This window comes from Streptomyces sp. Wb2n-11 (assembly GCF_001049855.1).
Lineage (GTDB): Bacteria > Actinomycetota > Actinomycetes > Streptomycetales > Streptomycetaceae > Streptomyces > Streptomyces altiplanensis.
The window spans coordinates 2,775,105-2,797,995 of the sequence record NZ_CVPB01000001.1 but is presented as its reverse complement, the minus strand read 5'-3'; the positions used below and the strand labels follow the sequence as shown (position 1 = coordinate 2,797,995).

At 72.5% G+C, this 22,891-nt stretch carries 20 protein-coding genes and 1 riboswitch; of the genes, 15 read left to right on the top strand and 5 right to left on the bottom strand.

What is annotated here, in order from left to right:
- Nucleotides 1-44: 44 nt before the first annotated feature.
- The 9 genes from BN1555_RS12435 to BN1555_RS12395 all read left to right on the top strand — a co-directional run bounded on the left by BN1555_RS12435 (nt 45) and on the right by BN1555_RS12395 (nt 11,897).
- Nucleotides 45-920, top strand: coding sequence for a bifunctional methylenetetrahydrofolate dehydrogenase/methenyltetrahydrofolate cyclohydrolase (locus BN1555_RS12435; protein WP_093799456.1), 876 nt, complete (start codon nt 45-47; stop codon nt 918-920).
- 20 nt (nt 921-940) lie between these two features.
- On the top strand, nt 941-1,564 hold the full coding sequence (locus BN1555_RS12430; protein ID WP_093799455.1) for a DUF3017 domain-containing protein: 624 nt from the start codon (nt 941-943) through the stop codon (nt 1,562-1,564).
- Nucleotides 1,565-1,916: 352 nt separating this feature from the next.
- On the top strand, nt 1,917-3,032 hold the full coding sequence (locus BN1555_RS12425) for a helix-turn-helix domain-containing protein (RefSeq protein ID WP_093799454.1): 1,116 nt from the start codon (nt 1,917-1,919) through the stop codon (nt 3,030-3,032).
- Nucleotides 3,033-3,343: 311 nt separating this feature from the next.
- Nucleotides 3,344-4,333 carry a malate dehydrogenase gene (locus BN1555_RS12420; protein WP_093799453.1) on the top strand — a complete coding sequence of 330 codons (990 nt, stop codon included), beginning with the start codon at nt 3,344-3,346 and terminating at the stop codon, nt 4,331-4,333.
- 356 nt (nt 4,334-4,689) lie between these two features.
- A complete protein-coding gene (locus BN1555_RS12415; RefSeq protein WP_093799452.1) occupies nt 4,690-6,192 on the top strand; it encodes an aldehyde dehydrogenase family protein in 1,503 nt (500 codons plus the stop codon).
- 97 nt (nt 6,193-6,289) lie between these two features.
- A complete protein-coding gene (locus tag BN1555_RS12410; protein WP_093799451.1) occupies nt 6,290-7,822 on the top strand; it encodes a GMC family oxidoreductase in 1,533 nt (510 codons plus the stop codon).
- On the top strand, nt 7,822-8,877 hold the full coding sequence (locus BN1555_RS12405) for a quaternary amine ABC transporter ATP-binding protein (protein WP_093799450.1): 1,056 nt from the start codon (nt 7,822-7,824) through the stop codon (nt 8,875-8,877). Before BN1555_RS12410 ends, BN1555_RS12405 begins: the two co-directional genes overlap by 1 nt.
- A complete protein-coding gene (locus BN1555_RS12400; protein ID WP_093799449.1) occupies nt 8,874-10,880 on the top strand; it encodes an ABC transporter permease subunit in 2,007 nt (668 codons plus the stop codon). The genes BN1555_RS12405 and BN1555_RS12400 overlap by 4 nt, the downstream gene beginning before the upstream one ends.
- Nucleotides 10,881-10,931: 51 nt before the next feature.
- Nucleotides 10,932-11,897 carry an ABC transporter substrate-binding protein gene (locus BN1555_RS12395; RefSeq protein WP_093799448.1) on the top strand — a complete coding sequence of 322 codons (966 nt, stop codon included), beginning with the start codon at nt 10,932-10,934 and terminating at the stop codon, nt 11,895-11,897.
- Between the two features lie 77 nt (nt 11,898-11,974).
- Here the strand turns inward: BN1555_RS12395 and BN1555_RS12390 are convergent, their stop codons facing one another.
- Entirely contained in the window at nt 11,975-12,508 is a 534-nt protein-coding gene (locus tag BN1555_RS12390; RefSeq protein WP_093799447.1) for a carboxymuconolactone decarboxylase family protein, read from the bottom strand.
- Between the two features lie 128 nt (nt 12,509-12,636).
- Between BN1555_RS12390 and BN1555_RS12385 the strand changes: the two genes are divergently transcribed.
- Nucleotides 12,637-14,016, top strand: coding sequence for a MocR-like pyridoxine biosynthesis transcription factor PdxR (locus tag BN1555_RS12385; RefSeq protein WP_255306406.1), 1,380 nt, complete (start codon nt 12,637-12,639; stop codon nt 14,014-14,016).
- A gap of 160 nt (nt 14,017-14,176) precedes the next feature.
- On the opposite strand, the gene BN1555_RS12380 is transcribed toward BN1555_RS12385, so the two are convergent.
- On the bottom strand, nt 14,177-15,040 hold the full coding sequence (locus BN1555_RS12380) for a DMT family protein (RefSeq protein WP_093799446.1): 864 nt from the start codon (nt 15,038-15,040) through the stop codon (nt 14,177-14,179).
- A 127-nt stretch (nt 15,041-15,167) separates the two neighbouring features.
- On the opposite strand from BN1555_RS12380, the gene BN1555_RS12375 reads away from it, so the two are divergent.
- The 3 genes from BN1555_RS12375 to BN1555_RS12365 all read left to right on the top strand — a co-directional run bounded on the left by BN1555_RS12375 (nt 15,168) and on the right by BN1555_RS12365 (nt 17,387).
- Nucleotides 15,168-15,449 (top strand): hypothetical protein, encoded by a 282-nt coding sequence (locus tag BN1555_RS12375; RefSeq protein ID WP_093799445.1) that lies wholly within the window; start codon nt 15,168-15,170, stop codon nt 15,447-15,449.
- 38 nt (nt 15,450-15,487) lie between these two features.
- Nucleotides 15,488-16,681 (top strand): glutathionylspermidine synthase family protein, encoded by a 1,194-nt coding sequence (locus tag BN1555_RS12370; RefSeq protein WP_093799444.1) that lies wholly within the window; start codon nt 15,488-15,490, stop codon nt 16,679-16,681.
- A 157-nt stretch (nt 16,682-16,838) separates the two neighbouring features.
- A complete protein-coding gene (locus BN1555_RS12365; RefSeq protein ID WP_093799443.1) occupies nt 16,839-17,387 on the top strand; it encodes a hypothetical protein in 549 nt (182 codons plus the stop codon).
- A 78-nt stretch (nt 17,388-17,465) separates the two neighbouring features.
- On the opposite strand, the gene rocD is transcribed toward BN1555_RS12365, so the two are convergent.
- Entirely contained in the window at nt 17,466-18,677 is a 1,212-nt protein-coding gene (gene rocD, locus BN1555_RS12360; RefSeq protein ID WP_093799442.1) for an ornithine--oxo-acid transaminase, read from the bottom strand.
- A 119-nt stretch (nt 18,678-18,796) separates the two neighbouring features.
- A riboswitch (ZMP/ZTP riboswitch) is annotated at nt 18,797-18,888 on the top strand.
- Nucleotides 18,889-18,929: 41 nt separating this feature from the next.
- Between rocD and glyA the strand changes: the two genes are divergently transcribed.
- Nucleotides 18,930-20,201, top strand: a complete 1,272-nt coding sequence (gene glyA, locus BN1555_RS12355) for a serine hydroxymethyltransferase (RefSeq protein ID WP_093799441.1) — start codon at nt 18,930-18,932, stop codon at nt 20,199-20,201.
- A gap of 88 nt (nt 20,202-20,289) precedes the next feature.
- Here glyA and BN1555_RS12350 read toward each other — a convergent pair whose 3' ends face one another.
- Nucleotides 20,290-21,129 carry a hypothetical protein gene (locus BN1555_RS12350; RefSeq protein WP_255306011.1) on the bottom strand — a complete coding sequence of 280 codons (840 nt, stop codon included), beginning with the start codon at nt 21,127-21,129 and terminating at the stop codon, nt 20,290-20,292.
- Nucleotides 21,122-21,742: an RNA polymerase sigma factor gene (locus BN1555_RS12345; protein WP_093799440.1), complete on the bottom strand. Its 621-nt coding sequence runs from the start codon at nt 21,740-21,742 to the stop codon at nt 21,122-21,124. Before BN1555_RS12345 ends, BN1555_RS12350 begins: the two co-directional genes overlap by 8 nt.
- Before the next feature lie 54 nt (nt 21,743-21,796).
- Here BN1555_RS12345 and trpS point away from each other — a divergent pair, with 54 nt between their 5' ends.
- Nucleotides 21,797-22,810 (top strand): tryptophan--tRNA ligase, encoded by a 1,014-nt coding sequence (gene trpS, locus BN1555_RS12340; protein ID WP_093799439.1) that lies wholly within the window; start codon nt 21,797-21,799, stop codon nt 22,808-22,810.
- Nucleotides 22,811-22,891: the final 81 nt, after the last annotated feature.

The following is a 22,891-nucleotide window of genomic DNA, read 5'->3' as shown; positions in this document are numbered from 1 at the left end:
GGCCTGATTGGAACCCGGGCGGGTCCATCCGCGAGGATGGGGGCATGAGCGCCCAGATTCTCGATGGCAAGGCCACCGCAGCCGCGATCAAGTCCGACCTGACCGCCCGCGTGGCGGCTCTGAAGTCCAAGGGCGTCGTCCCCGGGCTCGGTACCGTGCTGGTCGGTGACGACCCCGGCAGCAAGTGGTACGTCGCGGGCAAGCACCGCGACTGCGCCCAGGTGGGCATCGCGTCGATCCAGCGCGAACTGCCCGCGACCGCCTCCCAGGAGGAGATCGAGGCGGTGGTGCGGGAGCTCAACGAGAACCCGGAGTGCACGGGCTACATCGTCCAGCTCCCGCTCCCCAAGGGCATCGACACCAACCGCGTCCTGGAGCTGATGGACCCGGCCAAGGACGCCGACGGCCTGCACCCGATGAGCCTCGGTCGGCTCGTGATCGGCGAGCCCGGCCCGCTGCCGTGCACGCCGTACGGCATCGTCCAGCTGCTCCGCCACCACGGCGTGGAGATCGACGGAGCGAACGTCGTGGTCGTCGGCCGCGGCATCACCATCGGCCGCCCGATGCCGCTGGTGCTGACCCGCAAGTCCGAGAACGCGACGGTGACCCAGTGCCACACCGGCACGCGTGACCTGTCCGCGCACCTCAGGCAGGCGGACATCGTCGTCGCCGCGGCGGGTGTGCCGCACCTGATCAAGCCCGAGGACGTCAAGCCGGGCGCGGCCGTGCTCGACGTCGGCGTCAGCCGGGACGAGGACGGCAAGATCGTCGGAGACGTCCACCCGGGTGTCGCGGAGGTCGCCGGCTGGGTCGCCCCGAACCCGGGCGGTGTCGGCCCGATGACCCGCGCCCAGCTGCTGGTCAACGTCGTCGAGGCGGCGGAGCGCTCCGCCGCCGACGCCGACTCCGCCGCGGGCTGAGCGGGAAGGAAGCGCCACCCATGGGTGCTGGTACGAGCCCGGACGACCCGGCCGCCACCGGGGACGCCACCGTGGAGGCGGTCGCGCGCGAGACGGAAGGCACCGGAGGCGCGGAGGGCAGCGGGGAGGCGGAAGGCGTCCGTGATCCGGAGGGCGCCGGGGACGCGGAAGAGGCCCTCGGCGCGGAAGAGCCCGAGCCGACGGCCAAGGGCGTCGTCAGTGCCCCGGGTCCGGACGGTCCCGTCCGGACCACGCGGCGCTTCCCGATGTTCACCCGGGACACCGCGCGGCCCGAGGGCGGCGGACGGGCCGCGTCCGGGGACGCCGTGGCCCCGGTCCGGCAGTGGCCGTTCCTGACCGTCCTCGGCGCGACCGGGCTCGGGCTGTTCCTCGTCGCGGTCGACGCGTTCGGCCTCGGCTTCCGCATCGGCGCGCTGCTGATCGGTCTGGCCCTGATCTCCGGCGCCGTGATGCGCCGGCTGGTCCCGTCCGTGGGCATGCTGGCCGTGCGCTCGCGCTTCACCGACATGGCGACGTACGGCCTGCTCGGCACCGTCATCGTGCTGCTCGCGCTGATGGCCCAGCCCAGTCCGTGGCTGGAGTTCCCGTTCCTGGAGTCGGCGGTCCGCTTCACGGTGCGGTAGGGACGCGGCGGGGACCGGGGGGTCCGGCTCCGCGACGTCCGCCGCGCCGGGCCCGGACGCGGGGCCCGGCCTCCGGCCTTCCTCGTACGTGACGGGGCGGTGGAGCCCCGGCCGAGGCCGGGGCCGCCGGGCCGGGCCGTCACCGGGGGACGGCACTCCGGGGATCCGGGAGGGGCGCGCAGGGGGAGCGCGCCGGACTCCCGAACGCTCCCGTGCGCTCCTGCCCCAGGAACTGACACCCTGGCTTCGCGCATCCCTCTGGGTAGTCCGGACCACGGACCGTGAAGGGTTCGGCGGGGGACGTGGGAGCACGGGGCGCATCGGGCACGTACGGGGGGACAAGGGGGAAGCAATGCCTCGTTGGAAGGATCTGCCGGAGGGGCTCGATCCTCAGGTCAAGGAGTTCACCGACCAGCTGCGCCGGCTCGTCGACCGGAGCGGACTCGGCGTCCCGGCGGTGGCGGACCGGACGGGCTACAGCAAGACGTCCTGGGAGCGCTATCTGAACGGCCGGCTGCTCGCGCCCAAGGGCGCGGTCCTCGCGCTGGCCGAGGTGACCGGTACGAACGCGGTCCACCTGACCACCATGTGGGAGCTCGCGGAACGCGCGTGGAGCCGTTCCGAGATGCGCCACGACATGACCATGGAAGCGATCCGCATCGCGCAGGCGCGTGCCGCCCTGGGCGGGTCCGGCCGGACCACCGCGCCCGCCGGGGGCGGCAGGCCGGGCCGGCGCACCACCGCGGATCAGGCCGCCCCCGGCACGGGCCGGGGCTCCGCCGGTACGGGAGCGGGCCCCGGCGCGGGCTCCGCCGGCACGGGTCCGGGCGGACGTACGCCGCAGGACTTCGGCGTACCGCGGCAGCCGGCCGGCAGGGAACCGGGGCGGGGCCCGGGGGCGGTGCCGGGTCCGGGTTCAGTGCCGGATCCGGGGCCGGGTTCGCCGGACGGCCGGCGCGGGCACCGGAAGGTCACGATGTTCCTCGCGGGCGTCGTGGGAACGCTCCTGGTCATAGCGGCCGCCGTACTGCTGACCGGCCTCGGCGGCGCGGACGGGGATCCCGTCGTGAAGGACAAGCCGACGGTCCGGCCGGCCACTTCGGCCACTTCGGCCCCCGAGCTGCCCATCGGTGTCGAGTGCAGCGGCGACGCCTGCACGGGCAAGGACCCGGAGACCATGGGCTGCGGCGGTGAGTTCGCCAGGACGACGGCCAGCGCGACCGTGGGCACCTCCCTCGTCGAGGTCCGGTACAGCAAGACGTGCGGGGCGGCGTGGGCGCGTATCACCCGGGCGGCAGTGGGCGACACGGTGCGGATCACGGGTGCCGGGACCGCCAAGGAGCAGAACGGCCTGGTCGACGCGGACAGGGACGCGTACACCCCCATGGTCGCCGTCGCCAGGTCCGGTGACGCGAAGGCGTGCGCGACCCTGGCATCCGGCGCGAAGGGCTGCACCCCTCAGGAATAACCGGCGAAGAGGGGGAATGCCCGCGCCCGTACGGGGAAGGAGCGCGGCATCCCCCCACGGGTGCGCGGCACCCCGGTGGGCGGCCGCCCGCGTTCCCCCCCTGCGCGGGCGGCCGCCCGCGTTCGGGGGTATGTGCGCTCCACCACACGGGGGCGGGAGATCGTCGCCCCCCGGGTCGGATAGCCTGACCGCTGGATATCTCTTCACGTCAAGATTCAGCCGCCGGACCGGCGCCGGAGTCGGGGCGTGCCGGGGATGTCCAGCAACGAGGGGCAGGGACCCCCACCGCCAGCTGTCTTACGGAGATCGCCATGACCCGCACTCCCGTGAATGTCACCGTCACCGGCGCGGCCGGCCAGATCGGCTACGCGCTGCTCTTCCGCATCGCCTCCGGCCACCTGCTCGGCGCGGATGTGCCGGTCAAGCTGCGTCTCCTGGAGATCCCGCAGGGCCTGAAGGCCGCCGAGGGCACCGCCATGGAGCTCGACGACTGCGCCTTCCCGCTGCTCCAGGGCATCGAGATCACCGACGACCCGAACGTCGGCTTCGACGGCGCCAACGTCGCCCTCCTCGTGGGCGCCCGTCCCCGTACGAAGGGCATGGAGCGCGGCGACCTGCTGTCCGCCAACGGCGGCATCTTCAAGCCGCAGGGCAAGGCCATCAACGACAACGCCGCGGACGACATCAAGGTCCTCGTCGTCGGCAACCCGGCCAACACCAACGCGCTCATCGCGCAGGCCGCGGCCCCGGACGTACCGGCCGAGCGCTTCACCGCGATGACCCGCCTGGACCACAACCGCGCGCTGTCGCAGCTCGCGAAGAAGACCGGCGCCCCGGTCTCCGACATCAAGCGCCTCACCATCTGGGGCAACCACTCGGCGACCCAGTACCCGGACATCTTCCACGCGGAGATCGCCGGCAAGAACGCCGCCGAGGCCGTGAACGACGAGCAGTGGCTGGCCGACACCTTCATCCCGACCGTCGCCAAGCGCGGCGCGGCGATCATCGAGGCCCGCGGCGCGTCCTCGGCCGCCTCGGCGGCCAACGCCGCCATCGACCACGTCCACACGTGGGTCAACGGCACGGCGGCCGGCGACTGGACGTCGATGGGCATCCCGTCGGACGGCTCCTACGGCGTCCCGGAGGGCCTCATCTCCTCCTTCCCGGTCACCTGCAAGGACGGCAAGTACGAGATCGTCCAGGGCCTGGACATCAACGAGTTCTCCCGTGCCCGCATCGACGCGTCGGTGCAGGAGCTCAAGGAAGAGCGCGACGCGGTGCGCGAGCTCGGCCTGATCTGATTTCCCGCGTTCCGCGTTCCGCGGATACGCGCCGACGCCCCCGGCAGCCGGTCCGACCGGCCGCCGGGGGCGTTGTCGTGCCCGGTGTCGTGCACGGCGTCACGCTGCCCGTGCCTCCCGACGGCGTGCCCCCCTCGGCCGGCTGCGGCCCGGGCCGAGGCGTTCGCCCGCGCGGCGGAGGAAACGGCCGTCACTTCGCCCTGGCTGACATTTTTTGATCGGCTTTGTTACATAACGTTCGTGACGCAGGGCACTTTCGGCCATGTTCTGTGCATGGTTTTCGCCCTGGGGGGGAGGGCTCCCGATCGCCGGTCTTCACTGGCGGAACATATCGGGAACGGAAGGCGAAACGCGACGTGTCGGTACAACAGACCATTCATGTGGACGGAAAGTGGCAGGCGGCCGCTTCCGGTGCCACGCGCGAGATCATCGACCCCGCGGACGCCAAGCCCTTCGCCGTCGTCGCCGAGGGCGGCGCCGCGGACGTCGACGCCGCGGTGGCGGCGGCCCGTGCGGCGTTCGACTCGGGCGAGTGGCCCCGCACCCCGGTGGCCGAGCGGGCCGCGCTGCTGCGGCGCGTCGGTGAGCTGCTCCAGCGGGACCGCGAGGAGATCGCCCTCCTGGAGAGCCGTGACGCCGGGAAGACGCTGGAAGAGGGGCGGATCGACGTCGACTGCGTGAGCGACGCCTTCCGTTACTTCGCCGACCTCGTCGTGGGCGAGGGCGGCGGCCGGGTCGTCGACGCCGGGTCGCCGGAGATCCACAGCGTCGTCGTGCACGAGCCGGTCGGCGTCTGCGCACTCATCGCGCCCTGGAACTATCCGCTCCTCCAGGTGAGTTGGAAGATCGCCCCGGCCCTGGCCGCGGGCAACACCTTCGTGGTCAAGCCGAGCGAGATCACTCCCCTGACGACCGTCGCACTCATCGAGCTGCTGGCCGAGGCGGGACTTCCGGCCGGTGTCGCCAACCTCGTCACCGGCGCGGGCGACCCCGTCGGCGCGCGCATGGCGGAGCACCCCGATGTCGACCTCGTGTCGTTCACGGGCGGCCTCGCCAGCGGTACGAAGGTGATGCGGGCCGCCGTCGTCACCGTCAAGAAGGTCGCGCTGGAGCTGGGCGGCAAGAACCCCAACGTCGTCTTCGCCGACGCCTGCGCGACCGAAGAGGGTTTCGACACCGCCGTCGACCAGGCCCTGAACGCCGCCTTCATCCACAGCGGACAGGTCTGCTCGGCCGGTTCCCGGCTCATCGTCGAGGAGTCGGTGCGCGAGCGCTTCGTCGCCGAACTCGCCCGCCGGGCCGCGAAGATCCGCCTCGGCCGCGGCACGGCCGACGGCGTGGAGTGCGGGCCGCTCGTCTCCGCGCAGCAGCTGGCGAAGACCGAGATGTACGTCGCCTCCGCGCTGGAGGAGGGCGCGGTCCTGCGCTCCGGCGGCGCGCGGCCCGAACCGTCCGACGTACGGCCCGAGGGCGGGTACTTCTACGCGCCGACCGTCCTCGACCAGTGCCACCGCGAGATGCGCGTCGTACGCGAGGAGGTCTTCGGGCCGGTCCTGACGGTGGAGACCTTCCGTACCGAGGACGAGGCCGTCGCCCTCGCCAACGACACCGAGTACGGCCTGGCCGGCGGTGTGTGGACGGCCGACGCCGGGCGCGCGCGGCGCGTCGCGGGGCGGCTGCGGCACGGCACCGTGTGGATCAACGACTTCCACCCCTACCTGCCGCAGGCGGAGTGGGGCGGCTTCGGCAAGTCGGGCATCGGGCGCGAGCTCGGGCCCTCCGGGCTCGCCGAGTACCGCGAGGCCAAGCACGTCTACCAGAACCTGGAACCGCGCCCGGTGCGCTGGTTCGCGGGCTGACACCCGGCCCGGCCCGACGTGGCCGGCCCACCCGTCCCCCCGTCCCCATTACGCGACAGCACTTTGTGGCGCCCCGCACGAAGAGGAGCAGCAACCCATGCCCGTATACGACTACGTCGTCGTCGGCGGCGGAACCGCAGGTTCGGTGATCGCGTCCCGGCTCACCGAGGACCCGTCCGTCCGCGTCGCCGTCATCGAGGGCGGTCCCTCCGACGTCGACCGCCCCGAAGTCCTCACGCTGCGCCGCTGGATGGGCCTGCTGGGTGGTGAGCTCGACTACGACTACCCCACCACCGAGCAGCCACGCGGCAACTCCCACATCCGGCACAGCCGCGCCCGCGTCCTGGGCGGCTGCTCCTCGCACAACACCCTCATCGCCTTCCAGCCACTGCCGTCCGACTGGGACGAGTGGGCGGCCGCCGGCGCCGAGGGATGGGACGCCGCCTCCATGGCGCCGTACTTCCACAAGCTGCGCAACAACATCGTGCCGGTCGACGAGAGGGACCGGAACGCCATCGCCCGCGACTTCGTCGACGCCGCGCAGGGCGCCATCGGCGTGCCGCGCGTCGAGGGGTTCAACAAGGAGCCCTTCCACGAGGGCGTCGGTTTCTTCGACCTCGCGTACCACCCGGAGGACAACAAGCGCTCGTCCGCCTCGGTCGCGTACCTGCACCCCTTCCTCGACCGGCCGAACCTCCACCTCATGCTGGAGAGCTGGGCGTACAGGCTGGAGTTCGACGGGACCCGGGCGACCGGTGTCCGCGTCCGCACGAAGGACGGCGAGGAGGTGCTCGTCGAGGCGGACCGCGAAGTGCTGGTGTGCGCGGGCGCGGTGGACACCCCGCGGCTGCTGCTGCACTCCGGCATCGGCCCGAAGGCCGATCTCGAAGGGCTCGGGATACCCGTCGTGCACGACCTGCCCGGCGTCGGCGAGAACCTGCTCGACCACCCGGAGTCGGTCATCGTCTGGGAGACGGACGGGCCGATCCCCGAGAACTCGGCGATGGACTCCGACGCGGGCCTGTTCGTACGGCGTGACGCGGCGAGCCGCGGCCCGGACCTGATGTTCCACTTCTACCAGATCCCGTTCACCGACAACCCGGAGCGCCTCGGCTACGAGCGGCCCGAGCACGGCGTGTCGATGACCCCGAACATCCCCAAGCCGCACAGCCGCGGCCGGCTCTTCCTGACCAGCGCCGACCCGGCCGTGAAGCCCGCCCTGGACTTCCGCTACTTCACGGACGAGGACGACTACGACGCCCGGACACTCGTCGACGGCATCCGCATCGCCCGCGAGATAGCCAAGGCCGAGCCGCTGGCGAAGTGGCTCAAGCGCGAGGTCTGCCCCGGCCCCGAGGTCATCTCCGACGAGGACATCAGCGAGTACGCCCGCAAGGTCGCGCACACCGTGTACCACCCGGCGGGCACCTGCCGCATGGGCGCCCGCGAGGACGAAGGTGCCGTAGTGGCACCGGACTTGAGGATCCGTGGACTCGAAGGAATCCGCATCGCCGACGCATCCGTCTTCCCGACGATGCCCGCCGTGAACCCGATGATCGGGGTCCTGATGGTCGGGGAGAAGTGCGCCGAACTGCTTGCTCCGACAACCGCACCGGGAGGTGATGCGTGATGACCGCCGCCGAACCGGTCTTCTCCGTACAGAACCTGTGGAAGGTCTTCGGGCCGAAGGCCGACCGCGTACCCGCGCACAAGGAGTACGCCGACCTGCCCGCCGACGAGCTGCGGGCCCGCACCGGCTGCACCGCCGCCGTGCGTGACGTCTCCTTCGACGTGCGCAAGGGGGAGGTCTTCGTCGTCATGGGGTTGTCCGGCTCCGGCAAGTCCACCCTCGTACGCTGCCTGACCCGCCTCGTCGAGCCCACCTCCGGCACCGTCGTCATCGACGGCGAGGACGTCCTGTCCATGGACCGGACGCGGCTGCGCGAACTGCGCCGCCACCGCGCCTCCATGGTCTTCCAGCACTTCGGCCTGCTGCCGCACCGCACCGTCCTCGACAACGTCGCCTACGGCCTGGAGATCCAGGGCATGGGCCGCTCCGAGCGGCGCGCCAGGGCCGCCGAGGTCGTCGAGAAGGTCGGCCTGGCGGGGATGGGGGAGCGCCGGCCCGGCCAGCTCTCCGGCGGGCAGCAGCAGCGGGTGGGCCTGGCCCGCGCCCTCGCCGTCGACCCCGAAGTGCTGCTCTTCGACGAACCGTTCAGCGCCCTCGACCCGCTGATCCGCCGCGACATGCAGGAAGAGGTCGTCCGCCTGCACCGCGAAGAGGGCCGCACCATGGTCTTCATCACCCACGACCTGAGCGAGGCACTGCGGCTCGGCGACCGGATCGCGCTGATGCGCGACGGCCGGATCGTGCAGCTCGGCACCCCGGAGGAGATCGTCGGCGCGCCCGCCGACGACTACGTAAGGGACTTCGTGCGCGACGTACCGCGCGAGCAGGTCATGACCGTACGCACGGCCATGCGCCCCGCCGGAGACGCGCGCGAGACCGAGACCGGCGCGTCCGTCTCCCCCGACGCCACCGTCTCGGCCGCCATCGAGGCCGTCGCCCGCACCGGCGAGCCCGCCCGCGTCATGGAGAACGGACACTGCGTCGGCATCGTCGACCACCAGGGGCTCCTCGCCGTCGTCGCGGGCCTGGGCACGACGAAGGCGGTCGCCGCATGACGGCGGCCGTCACCGCGCCCGTGAAGGACGGGGCGACGGCGGGGCCCGCCCTGGGCCGGTTCGCCGCTGTCGTACGTCACCGGGCCGGCCGGAAGCTGCTCGCGCTCACCGCCGCCGCGTTCGTGCTCGTACCGCTCGGCATCGTGCTGGGGGGCGGCGGCAGCTGGCCCGCCGGCCTGACCGTCGACGTGTCGGGCCCGCTCGACGACGCCAACCTGTGGGTCATCGACAACCGCGACACCCACCCGCTGTTCCTGTACTTCCTGCTGCACCTCTCCAACACCGCCACCGACGCGGTCGGCGCCGTCTACACCGCCCTGAACGCCCTCGGCTGGCCGGGCTTCGCCGCCCTGGCGGTGCTCTTCGCGTGGCGCGCCGCCGGACTCGGCCGGCGCGGCGCGAAGACGGCGGGCACCGCGGCCGTCGTGTTCGCCGTCTGCGGGCTGCTCGGCATGTGGAACGCCACCCTGCTCACCCTCGCGCTGATGGTGGTGGCGGTCGGCCTCGCCTGCGTACTCGGCATCCTGCTCGGACTCGTGGCCGGCCTCTCCGACCGCTTCCACCGGATGCTGCGCCCGGTGCTCGACACGATGCAGGTCATGCCGGCCTTCGCCTACCTGCTGCCGTTCGTGCTCGTCTTCGGCACCGGTACGCCCGCGGCCCTCCTCTGCACGGTCATCTACGCCGCCCCGCCGATGGCCCGCCTCACGGCGCTCGGTCTGCGCGGCGCCGACGCCGGCGTCCTGGAGGCCTCGTCCTCGCTCGGCGCGAACGGATGGCAGCGGCTGTGGACGGCGCGGCTGCCGCTGGCCCGCAGGGAGATGCTGCTCGGCCTCAACCAGACGATCATGATGGCGCTCTCGATGGTCGTCATCGCGGCGCTCGTCGGCGCCGGCGGTCTCGGCGAAGAGGTCTACTCGGCGCTGTCCACGGTCGACGTCGGCAAGGCGCTCTCGGCCGGCATCCCGATCGTGCTGATCGCGGTCTGGCTCGACCGCACGACCGCGGCGGCGGGCGAGCGGCTCGGCACTTCCACGCCGGGTGCCTCCCGGCTGCTGCACGGGTGGCGCGGCTGGTCGCTGGTCGCGGCGGCCGCCGCGACCGCCGCCGTGGCCGGCCGCGCGCTGTCGGCGCGGACCTGGCCGCAGGGCTGGACGTACGACGTCTCCACGCCCGTCAACAGGGCCCAGGGCTGGGTCACCGAGCACCTCGCCTCGGGCGTCCCGGTCCTCGGCGGCACGGATGTCTGGTCGGAGAACTTCACGCTGTGGGTGCTCAACCCGCTGCGCGACGGCCTGGTCTGGCTGCCCTGGTGGGCGCTGCTGCTGCTCGTCGCCGCTCTGGCGTGGCTGGCCGGGTCGTGGGCGACCGCGCTCACCTCGACGCTCGCGATGGGCGCCGTCGGCGTGCTCGGCGTATGGACGGAGTCCCTCGACACGCTCTCCCAGGTGATCGCGGCGCTCGTCGTGACGCTGCTGCTGGGCTTCGCGCTCGGCGTCGCGGCGGCGCGGGCGGGACGCTTCGAGCGGTGGATGCGGCCGGTGCTGGACGCGATGCAGACGATGCCGCAGTTCGTGTACCTGATCCCGGTGGTCGCGCTGTTCGGCGTCACGCGCGCGTCCGCGATCATCGCGGCCGTCGTGTACGCGCTGCCCGCCGTCGTCCGCATCACCACCCAGGGCATCAGGGACGTCGACCCGTCCGCGCTGGAGGCCGCACGGTCCATGGGCGCGAGCTCCCGCCAGCAGCTCCTCCAGGTCCAGCTGCCGCTGGCCCGCCCGGCGCTCCAGCTCGCCGTCAACCAGGGCGTGGTCCTGGTGCTCGCGGTGGTCGTCGTCGGCGGCCTCGTCGGTGGCGGCGCGCTCGGTTACGACGTGGTGAAGGGCCTCTCGCGCGGCGAGATGGGCGTCGGCGTGACCGCCGGAGCGGCGATCGTCTGCCTCGGGCTCGTGCTCGACCGGCTCACCCAGCCCGGCGCGGCCCGCTCCCGCTCGCACGGCTGACCGCCCGCCCCTCCGCCGCCCGCCCCGCCAGAGAAGAGAGACCCCCTCACCATGCGTACGAACACGCGGAAACTCCGTACGGCCACCGCTTGCGCCGCCGCCCTCGGGCTGCTCGCGCTCAGCGGGTGCACAGCCGCCGAGACCGGCAGGAGCAGCGTCGTCGACGGCGCGAAGACCGTCAGGCTGACCGTCCCGTCGTGGGTCGGGGCCCAGGCCAACACCGCTGTGGCGGCGTACCTCCTGGAGGAGGAGCTGGGCTACACCGTCAAGACCCAGCAGATGGGCGAGGTCCTCGCGTGGGACGCGCTGTCGAGGGGCAACATCGACGGGATCCTGGAGGACTGGGGCCACCCCGAGGAGGAGAAGCGGTACGTCGACACCAAGAAGACCGTCGTCAGGGGCGGCGGTCTCGGTGTCACCGGGCACATCGGCTGGTTCGTGCCGAAGTACTACGCCGACAAACACCCGGACGTCACGGACTGGAAGAACCTCAACACGTACGCCGAGGACTTCCGGACCGCGGAGAGCGGCGGCAAGGGCGAGATCCTCGAGGGATCGCCCGACTACGTCACCAACGACGACGCGCTCATCAAGAACCTGAACCTGGACCTGAAGACGACCTACGCCGGCTCCGAGGCCAGCCAGATCACGGCCATGCAGAAGTACGCCAAGGCCAAGAAGCCGTTCCTGACGTACTGGTGGACGCCGCAGTGGCTGAACGCCGAGATCGAGATGGTCGAGGTGAAGCTGCCGGAGTACAAGGAAGGCTGTGACGCCGTCCCGGAGAAGATCGCCTGCGGCTACCCGGAGACGCCGCTCCAGAAGTTCTTCAACGCGGACTTCGCGAAGAACGGCGGCGAGGCGGCGGAGTTCCTGAAGAACTTCAGGTGGACGACCGAGCAGCAGAACGAGGTCGCCCTGATGATCGCGGACGAGAAGATGGCGCCCGAGGCCGCGGCCGAGAAGTGGGTCAAGGCGAACGAGCCGACGTGGAGGGCCTGGATGCCGGAGAAGTGAGCGGCATCCGGGGCGGGGCGAGGGGCCCGCTGCCGGTACGGGCATTCCCGTACGGGCGGCGGGCCCCTCGCCGTGCGTCAGCGCTTGAAGGCGCCCGGGGTGTAGTGGCCCGGGACCATGCGGGTCGTCACGCCGAACCGGTTCCAGGAGTTGATGACCGCGATCACGGCCGTCAGCTGGGCCAGTTGGACGTCGTCGAAGTGCTCGGCGGCCTTCTCCCACACCTCGTCGGGGACGGCCCCTTCGGTCAGGACGGTCACGGCCTCGGTGAGTTCGAGCGCCGCGGCCTCCTGCTCCGTGTAGAAGTGCCGGGACTCCTCCCAGGTGGCGAGCTGGATGATCCGCTCGACCGTCTCGCCCGCGGCGAGCGCGTCCTTGGAGTGCATGTCGAGGCAGAAGGCGCAGTGGTTGATCTGCGAGGCACGGATCTTGACCAGCTCGACCAGGACGGGGTCGAGGCCCTTCTTCGCCGCGATCTCGAGCGCGAGCATGGCCTTGTAGACCTCGGGCGCCAGTTTCGCCCACTGCAGGCGGGGCGTGTGCTCGTGGGCGTACTCGGTGGCCGTGGCGTTCGCGCCCGTGGTCGGGCCTGTGCTCGTCTCTGTGCTCATGGGGACGACGCTACGGGGGCGTCGGCCCACCGGTATGGTCCATTTCCGTGACGGATTCATGGGCCAATGCGGCGGCGGCCGCCGATGTCACCGCCGATGCCGCCGCCGGAGTCGACCTCCACGTCGAGCTGAGCGGCCGCGGGCTGCGCACGGGCCTGATGGACGCCCTGCGCGAAGCCGTCCGCACGGGACGGCTGGCCCCCGGCACCCGGCTGCCGTCCTCCCGCTCGCTCGCCGTCGACCTCGGAGTCGCCCGCAACACCGTCGCCGACGCGTACACCGGCCTGGTCGCCGAGGGCTGGCTCACCGCCCGCCAGGGCTCGGGCACACATGTCGCCCAGCGGGCCGCCGGCCGGCCGGCCGCCGCGCGCAGGGCCGTGCCCGCCGCCGCGCCCCGGCACGGTGCCCGCCGCACACCGGCGTACAGCCTCATGCCCGGCGCCCCCGACCTCGCGTCCTTTCCGCGCGCCGAGTGGCTGAAGGCGGCCAGGCGCGCGTTGACCGCCGCGCCGCACGAGGCCTTCGGGTACGGCGACCCGCGCGGGCGCGTCGAGCTGCGCACCGCCGTCGCCGAGTACCTGGCGCGGGCGCGCGGTGTGCGTGCCACGCCGGACCGGGTCGTCATCTGCTCGGGCTTCGCGCACGGCCTGGGGCTCATGGCGAAGGTGCTGAGGGAGCGCCGCGTGCGGGAGGTGGCGGTGGAGTCGTACGGCCTCGACGTCCACCGGAACCTGCTCACGGACGCGGGGCTGCGCACCCCGGCGCTGGGGTTCGACGGGCTCGGTTCGCGCACCGGGGAGCTGGGGGAGCCGGGGGAGCTGCGGGGCGTCGGGGCGGTGCTGCTGACGGCGGCCCACCAGTTCCCGATCGGGGTCGCGCTGCATCCGGACCGCCGCGCGGCAGCCGTCGACTGGGCGCGCGGTACGGGCGGGCTGATCCTGGAGGACGACTACGACGGGGAGTTCCGCTACGACCGGCAGCCCGTCGGCGCCCTTCAGGGACTCGATCCGGAACGCGTGGTCTACCTGGGGACGGCGAGCAAGTCGCTCGCGCCGGGGCTGCGGCTGGGCTGGATGGTGCTGCCCCAGGAGCTCGTGGAGGAGGTGACGGAGGCCAAGGGCCCGGTCGACTGGGTGTCGAGCGCGCCGGACCAGCTCACGCTCGCGGAGTTCATCGGCTCGGGGGCGTACGACCGCCATGTGCGCTCCATGCGGCTGCGCTACCGGCGGCGCCGCGACCAGCTGGTGGCGGCGCTGGCGGAGCGGGCGCCGGACGTACGGGTGACGGGGATCGCGGCGGGGCTGCACGCGGTGCTCGAACTGCCGGCGGGCACGGAACCGTCCGTGGTGCAGGCGGCGGCGTGGCAGGGGCTCGCGCTGTACGGCGTGGACAGCTTCCGGCATCCGTCGGTGGAGCGGGACCGGGACGCCCTGGTCATCGGATACGGAACACCGCCGGACAGCGCGTGGGCGGGGGCGCTGGACGCGCTGTGCCGGGCGCTGCCGTGAGTGACGGCTCGCGCCCGGCGGAGGGGGGGAGCCCCGGCCGGACGGGGGGACCGACCGGGGCCGTAGGGGGTGTGGGTGCGGCGGACGCCTTCCGGCTTCTCGTTCCGCCCCACATAAGGGTGAACGATAAACCACTCTCGCGAGTTCACGGACGGCGGCCTCAGTCTTTCGCGGAAGGGGCCGGGGCCGTCTCCTGCGCCACCGCGCCGACCGACGCCTCACCGAACCGGGCCAGGGCGAGCGCCCCCGCCACCGCCACCACGAACCCCGCGACCGCGGCCGCCGCCAGGCCGTCCCGCGTACGGTCGCCGAGCCAGACGACGCCCACCACCGCCGGGCCGACCGTCTCGCCGACCACCATGCCCGCCGTCGCCGTGGTCACCGAACCGCGCTGGAACGCAGAGGCGAGCAGCAGGAACGCCGCACCGCCGGCCAGCAGCAGCGCGTACACGGCGGGGTCGGCGACGAGCGCCGAAGGCGTCAGGCCGTCGAGCAGCCGCACCGAGACCGACACCACCCCGAAGCCGGTGCCCGCGCCGAGCCCCAGGACCAGGGCGCGGGACCGGCCGGGCAGGCGGCCCGCCGGAGCGCCCGCGAGCAGCACGGCGCCCGCGACGCCCAGGAGGACGTACCGCAGGGCGGGCGGGCCCTCGCTTCCGCCTTCCGCGCCGGAGGAGAACCCGAGCACCGCCAGGCCCGCGCAGACCGCGGCCACCGCGCCCCACTCCGTACGGCTGAGGCGGACCCGCAGCACACGGGCGGCGGCCACCGCGGTGACGGCGAGGCTCGCGGACTGGGCCGCCTCGACGGCGTAGAGGGGGATGGTGAGCAGGGCGACGACCTGGAGGGTGAAGCTGAGGCCGTAGAGGGCGAGACCGACGGCGTACCGCCACTGGCGCAGGGAGCGCAGCAGCAGCCGCACGTCGACTCCGCTGCCGGTGCCGGGCCGCGCGGCGCGGGTCGCGACGGCCTGGAGGACGGAGGCCGTACCGATGCAGACCGCCGAGCAGAAAGCGCAGATCATCCCAAGGAGCACAAAACGACTCTAGGGGGGAAGGGAACACACACCGGGTTCCGGTGGCGGAAGCGGGCCATCTAGTCTGTCGGACGGTCCGAAGGATCTGTTCGAACGGCGGGGAAGGGACCGGAACATGGCGGTACGACGGCGCAAACTGAGGTCGGGCACCGTGCTGCTCGGCGGCATGGGCGTCCTCGCGGCGACGCTCACCGCCTGCGGCTCGGAACCCGACCGGCGGTGCGTGGACCCGAAGACCCACAAAGTGCTGCCCGACTACAAGTGCGACGACGACGGCACCGGCAGGTACTACTACGGCGGCCACGTCAGCAGCGGCAAGGTAACGGACGGCAGCTTCGACAAGTCCGCGGTCGACCGGGGCGGCTTCGGCTCCGGCTCCGGCTCCGGCGGCGGCTGACGGACCGTGGAATCTCCAGGGACCCCGGGTACCCACCGATGAAGCGGCACACGATCGAACCCCGCCCCGACTGGCAGCGGACCGTCGAGGAGCAGGGCCTCGTCTATCCGCTGACCCGCTTCCCCGACGGGTCGCTGCGCCCGTACTGGGACGAGAGCGCGTACTACGCGTTCTCCCTGCCCGAGGTCGAGGCGATGGAGGAGGTCGTCGAGGAACTGCACGCCATGTGCCTGGCCGCCGCCGCGCACATCGTCGAGCACGACCGCTTCGCCGACCTCGGCATCACGGACCCGAAACTGGCCTCGCGCGTCGCCGCCTCCTGGCACCGACGGGCCGAACTCCCCTCCGTGTACGGGAGGTTCGACCTGCGGTACGACGGCACGGGCCCCGCCAAGATGCTGGAGTACAACGCCGACACGCCCACCTCGCTGGTGGAGGCGGCCAGCCCGCAGTGGTTCTGGATGGAGGAGCGCTTCCCCGGCGCCGACCAGTGGAACTCCCTTCACGAGCGGCTCGTCGAAGCCTGGCGGCGCCAGGCGCCGCTCCTGCCGCCCGGGCCGCTGCACTTCGTCCACTCGGAGGGAGACGAGCTCGGCGAGGACCTGATGACGGTGGCGTACCTGCGTGAGACCGCCCAGCAGGCCGGCATCGCCACCGAGGCGCTGTCCGTCGAGCAGATCGGCTGGGACCGGCTCTCGGGCCGCTTCGTCGACGGCCGTCTGCGCTTCATCCGCAGCTGCTTCAAGCTCTACCCGTGGGAGTGGCTGACGACCGACCGCTTCGGCCCGCACGTCCTGGACACCCTCGACAACGGCGGCGGCACCGGCACCACCTGCTGGATCGAGCCGGCCTGGAAGATGCTGCTCTCCAACAAGGCGCTGCTGGCGATCCTCTGGGAGCTCTACCCCGGCCACCCGAACCTGCTCGCCGCCTACCTCGACGGCCCCCGCGAACTGGCCGCCGCCGACGGTCCCGGGTACGTCGCCAAGCCGCTGCTCGGCCGCGAGGGCGCGGGCGTCACGGTCCACGCCCCGGGCACGGCCCCCGCTCCGGCCGCGGGCGAACAGCGCCTCTGCTACCAGGAGCTGGCCCCGCTGCCCGACTTCGACGGCAACCGCGTGGTGCTCGGAGCGTGGGTCGTCGAGAACGAGGCGGCCGGTCTGGGCATCCGCGAGTCGTCGGGTCTGGTCACGGACGAGTACGCCCGCTTCCTGCCCCACGTCATTCTCTGAGGGCCGGCGGCGGGCCGGGGCGTCAGTCCAATGGGCCACCCCGCGTGCAGCGCGCCGCCCCGAAGGACACTCTGCTCACGTGGGCCGGGGTGAGGTCCAGGGGTGGGCCCGCTCAGGCCCGGCGCACCTGCCGGGCCCTCACTCTCCAGGAGTTCGCATGCCCGCACGCACCGTCAAGGCAGCGCTCGCGCTCGCCGTCGTCTCCGCGCTGGCCCTGGCAGCCGGCCCGGCACAAGCCGGGAGCGACAGCCGGGACACGGACAAGAAGAGGCAGGCCGACCTGGCCAAGGCCTATGTGGCGACGGCCAAGTACCTCTGGGAGCCGCTCGCGGTGCAGCACGGCTTCAAGCGGACCGACGAATGCGCGGACCTGCCGGACGTGGGCGCCATGGGCCACCACTACGTCAACGAGAAGAACGTCGGCTCCACCGACCCGGCCCGGCCGGCGGCCCTGCTGTACGAGCCCGGGCCGAAGGGCGAGAAGCGGAAGCTGGTGGGGGTGGAGTACCTCGTCGTCGACCGTGACCAGAACCTCGGGACGGACGACGACCGCCCGACGATGTTCGGCCAGAAGTTCGACGGGCCGATGGAAGGCCACGAGCCGGGCATGCCGATCCACTACGACCTGCACGTCTGGCTGTACAAGACCAACCCGAAGGGGTTGTTCGACCCGTGGAACCCCACGGTGCGCTGCCCCGCGTCCTGACCGCGGTCCGACCTCGCTCCGGCCGTGCCCGTGCGTCCGCCGCGGGGCGCCGCGGCGGACGCACGGGCACGGACCCGCCTACCCCCGGCCCTCCAGCACCGCGCCGAGCTGGTCGAGGCCCCAGTCCAGGTCCTCCTTGCTGATCACCAGCGGCGGGGCGATCCGGATCGTCGAACCGTGGGTGTCCTTGACCAGGACACCCCGGTCCATCAGCTTCTCGGAGATCTGCCGGCCGGTGCCGAGCGACGGGGCGATGTCGATGCCCGCCCACAGCCCGCGGCCGCGCACCGCCTCCACCGCGCCGCCGCCCACCAGCAGCCCCAGCTTCTGGTGGAGGTGGTCGCCGAGCTCGGTGGCGCGCTCCTGGAACTCACCGGTGCGCAGCATCGCGATGACCTCCAGCGCCACCGCGCAGGCCAGCGGGTTCCCGCCGAACGTCGAACCGTGCTCGCCCGGCCGGTAGACGCCCAGCACCTCGGCCGACGACACGACCGCGGACACCGGCACGACACCGCCGCCCAGCGCCTTGCCCAGGACGTACATGTCCGGGACCACACCCTCGTGCTCACAGGCGAAGGTCTTGCCCGTACGCCCGAGACCCGACTGGATCTCGTCCGCGATGAAGAGCACGTTCCGCTCGCGGGTCAGCTCCCGTACGCCCGCCAGGTACCCGGCCGGCGGCACCAGGACCCCCGCCTCGCCCTGGATGGGTTCGAGCAGCACGGCCACGGTGTTGTCGGTCACCGCGGCGTCGAGCGCCGTCAGGTCGCCGTACGGGACGATCTCGAAGCCCGGCGTGTAGGGGCCGAAGTCCGCGCGGGCCTCGTGGTCCGTCGAGAAGCTGACGACGGTCGTCGTGCGGCCGTGGAAGTTGTTGGCCGCGACGACGATCTTCGCCGTGCCGTCCATCACGCCCTTCACCTTGTAGCCCCACTTGCGGGCCGTCTTCACGGCGGTCTCCACCGCCTCGGCCCCGGTGTTCATCGGCAGCACCATGTCCATGCCGCACAGCTCGGCGAGTCGCGCGCAGAACTCGGCGAACCGGTCGTGGTGGAAGGCCCGCGAGGTCAGCGTCACTCTGTCCAGCTGCGCCTTGGCGGCGTCGATGAGCCGGCGGTTGCCGTGGCCGAAGTTGAGCGCGGAGTACCCGGCGAGCATGTCGAGGTAGCGGCGCCCCTCGACGTCGGTCATCCAGGCACCGTCCGCCGAGGTGACGACGACGGGGAGAGGACGGTAGTTGTGCGCGCTGTGCGCCTCCGCAGAGGTGATGGCGGCTTGGGTGGTCGGCACGGGGTCTCCGATCGTCGGGACGAATCCATCCGGCGAGGGGCGGGAACGACGCCCCTTTCTATCGTCGCTCGTATGCCGGACGAAGAAACCATGCGCGGCGGCGAGGCCGCTAGGGTGGCGGTACGCACGGCGACTGGCGTACGCGGAACGGACCGCGGGGAAGCCGCGCGGGGAACCCCAGCACGAGGTGCCGCCCGCCTGGGCACCCCGGGATCACGACCGGTCACACACCCGCTCGCCCCGGAGGACGGCATGACTCTCCCGCTCAGCCACCCCGCCCTGTCCGCCACGGACCCCGAGATCGCCGCACTGGTCGGCGCCGAAGAACAGCTCCAGGCCGACACCCTGCGCCTGATCCCCAGCGAGAACTACGTCTCGCAGGCCGTACTCGAAGCCTCCGGCACCGTCCTGCAGAACAAGTACAGCGAGGGCTACGCGGGCCGGCGCTACTACGAGGGCCAGCAGAACATCGACCAGGTCGAGCTGCTCGCCACCACCCGCGCCAAGACCCTGTTCGGCGTCGAGCACGCCAACGTCCAGCCCTACTCGGGCTCGCCCGCCAACCTCGCCGTCTACCTCGCCTTCGCCGAGCCCGGTGACACCGTGATGGGCATGGCCCTCCCGATGGGCGGCCACCTCACCCACGGCTGGGGCGTCTCGGCCACCGGCAAGTGGTTCCGCGGCGTCCAGTACGGCGTACGCCCCGACACCGGGCTCATCGACTTCGACGAGGTGCGCGAACTCGCCCTCAAGGAACGCCCGAAGCTGATCTTCTGCGGTGGCACCGCCCTTCCCCGCACCATCGACTTCGCGGCCTTCGCGGAGATCGCCCGCGAGTCCGGCGCCGTACTCGTCGCGGACATCGCGCACATCGCCGGACTGATCGCGGGCGGCGCCCACCCGTCCCCGGTCCCGCACGCCGACGTGATCTCCACGACCACCCACAAGACCCTGCGCGGCCCGCGCGGCGCGATGCTGATGTCCCGTGAGGAGCACGCCAGGGCCATCGACAAGGCGGTCTTCCCCGGCCTCCAGGGCGGCCCGCACAACCAGACCACCGCGGCCGTCGCCGTCGCCCTCCACGAGGCGGCCCAGCCCTCCTTCCGCGACTACGCGCACGCGGTCGTCGCCAATGCCGAGGCGCTCGCCGAGGCGCTGCTCGCGCGCGGCTTCGACCTGGTCTCGGGCGGCACCGACAACCACCTGATCCTGATGGACCTCACCCCCAAGGACGTGCCGGGCAAGGTGGCGGCGAAGGCGCTCGACCGGGCCGGGATCGTCGTCAACTACAACACCGTCCCGTACGACCCGAGGAAGCCGTTCGACCCCTCCGGCGTCCGCATCGGCACCCCCTCCCTCACCTCGCGCGGTCTCGGCACGGAGCACATGCCGGCCGTCGCCGGCTGGATCGACCGGGGCGTCACCGCCGCCCGCACCGGTGACGAGGAGGCGCTCACGGCGATCCGCGCCGAGGTCGCCGACCTCATGGCCGCCTTCCCGGCGCCGGGCCTCCCCACGGACTGACGTCCCCCACCCGCCGGTGAGTTGACGACGAGGCCCCGCCGGGCCGGGGCCTCGCGGTCCCGGCTCCGGCGGGCCCCGCGGGCTTCCCCTAGCCGGCGGACTCCGCGAGCTCCACCGCGCGCTCCAGGGACGCCACCCCCTCCAGCCGCAGCGTCAGCTCCCCGGACCGCTGCCAGAGCAGCGTCGGTCCCGCCGCCCTGACCTGCGGTGTGTACGGCCGGCCGTCCCCGTCCACGAGCAGCAGCGTCAGCCGGTGACGCTCCGGAAACCACAGGGCCGCCCGTCCGTGCACCTCCGTGTACTCGGCGGGCACCGGCGTCGACTTGTGGAAGAGCGGATCGACGGCCGCCCTGAACGCGTCGATCCGCACGGTCCGGCCGCCGTCCGCCCGCCAGCACACCGACAGCACCCGCCGGTCGCGCGAGACCGAGGCCGCGCCGGGCGCACCCAGCCCGCGCGGCAGCACCGGGTCGAAGCCCGCCCGCAGCGCCGCCTCCGCCACCGTCAGCCCGTCCGGGCAGCCGGGCGCCCCGCCGCCGGGCGGCCCCGGCGGCGGCGGGGTATTCGGGTCGTACCGCACCTCCACGCCGCCGAAGCCGAACCAGTCCGCGACGGCCGCCCGCACCGGGGGCGTGAGCACCAGCATGACCAGGAGCCCGGACAGGGCGGCGGTCAGCAGCCGCCACCTGCGCCGCGCCCAGGCCCGCGCCCGCTCACCGCGCCCCGCGGGCCGGGCGGCCACCGGCACGGCCCGCGCCTCCGTGACGATCTGCGCCAGCACCCGCTCGGCCATCGTCGCCCCGTCGACGTCCGGGACCCCCATCCGCCGCCCCAGCCCGCGCAACTCCTCCCGCAACTCCTCCTGCCGTTCCTGCCACTGCTCCTTCCGGGGCCCTTCCGGTAGCCCGTCCGAGTGCTTCTCACCCATGCCCATCACCCCCTTCCCGCCCTTCCCACTGCCCCGGCAGGATCCGCCCCAGCTTCCGCAGCCCCCGGTTCAGCCGGGACTTCACCGTGCCCCGCGGCCACCCCAGCGCCTCCGCCGTCTCCGCCTCGTCCATCTCCAGCAGGTAGCGGTACGTGACGACCCGGCGCTGATCCTCGTTCAGCTCGCCCAGCGCCGCCAGCAGCAGCGCCCGCCGCTCCTCCGCCAGCGCCGCCGCCGCCGGGTCGGCCGACTCCGGTATCACCGGCCCGGCGCCGAGCAGCGCCGCCTCCCGCCCCGTGGCGGCCCGCAGCCGCCCTGCGGAGCGAACTGTGTTTTTCGTCTCATTCGCGACAATACGCAGCAACCAGGGCCGGAAGGCCGAGCCCTCCCTGAAGCGTCCCAGCGACTGGTACGCCTTGAAGAAGGCCGCCTGCACCACGTCTTCCGCGTCCGCACCGGCTCCGAGGGCCACCGCCGCCCTGAGCGCGATTCCGGTGTGGGCGCGCACCAGTTCCGCGTACGCCTCGGGCTCCCCGGACCGTACGCGCGCGATCGCCGCAGCATCGCCGATGCCGATGCGGCCCCCCTCCAGGATCCCCTCCCGCGCCCTCACTCTCTTGATACACCGGAGAACCGAGTGGGGTTCCACACCTGAGAGAATGAGTCCATGGCCTCTGATCGTCCTCGCGTGCTCTCCGGCATCCAGCCCACCGCAGGCTCGTTCCACCTCGGCAACTACCTTGGCGCCGTGCGCCAGTGGGTCGCCCTGCAGGAATCGCACGACGCCTTCTACATGGTCGTCGACCTGCATGCGATCACCGTTCCGCAGGACCCCGTCGAACTGCGCGCCAACACCCGTCTCGCCGCCGCCCAGCTGCTGGCCGCCGGCCTCGATCCGGACCGCTGCACGCTCTTCGTCCAGAGCCACGTGCCCGAGCACGCCCAGCTCGGCTGGGTCATGAACTGCCTCACCGGGTTCGGCGAGGCCTCCCGCATGACGCAGTTCAAGGACAAGTCCGCCAAGCAGGGCGCCGACCGCGCCACCGTCGGCCTCTTCACGTACCCGGTCCTCCAGGTCGCGGACATCCTGCTCTACCAGGCCAACGAGGTCCCCGTCGGCGAGGACCAGCGCCAGCACGTCGAGCTGACCCGCGACCTCGCCGAGCGCTTCAACGGCCGCTTCGGCGACACGTTCACCGTCCCGGCGCCGTACATCCTCAAGGAGACGGCGAAGATCTTCGATCTCCAGGACCCGGCGATCAAGATGAGCAAGTCGGCGTCGACGCCGAAGGGGCTGATCAACCTGCTCGACGAGCCCAAGGTGACCGCCAAGAAGATCAAGAGCGCGGTCACGGACACGGACACCGTGATCCGGTACGACGCCGTGGAGAAGCCGGGCGTGAGCAACCTTCTCTCGATCTACTCCACGCTCACCGGCGAGACCGTCGCCGACCTGGAGAAGAAGTACGAGGGCAAGATGTACGGCGCCCTCAAGACGGACCTCGCCGAGGTGATGGTGGAGTTCGTCACGCCGTTCCGGACCCGCACCCAGGAATATCTGGGGGACCCGGAGACGCTGGACTCGATCCTGGCCAAGGGCGCCGAGAAGGCCCGTACGGTCGCCGCGGAGACCCTCGCCCAGACCTACGAGAAGATCGGTCTGCTGCCCGCCAAGCACTGAGCCCGAGCGGCCGGTCCGGACCGGGACCAAGGTCCGGACCAGTGCCCCGACCAAGGACTCTGGCCACAAGGGCTGCGCTCC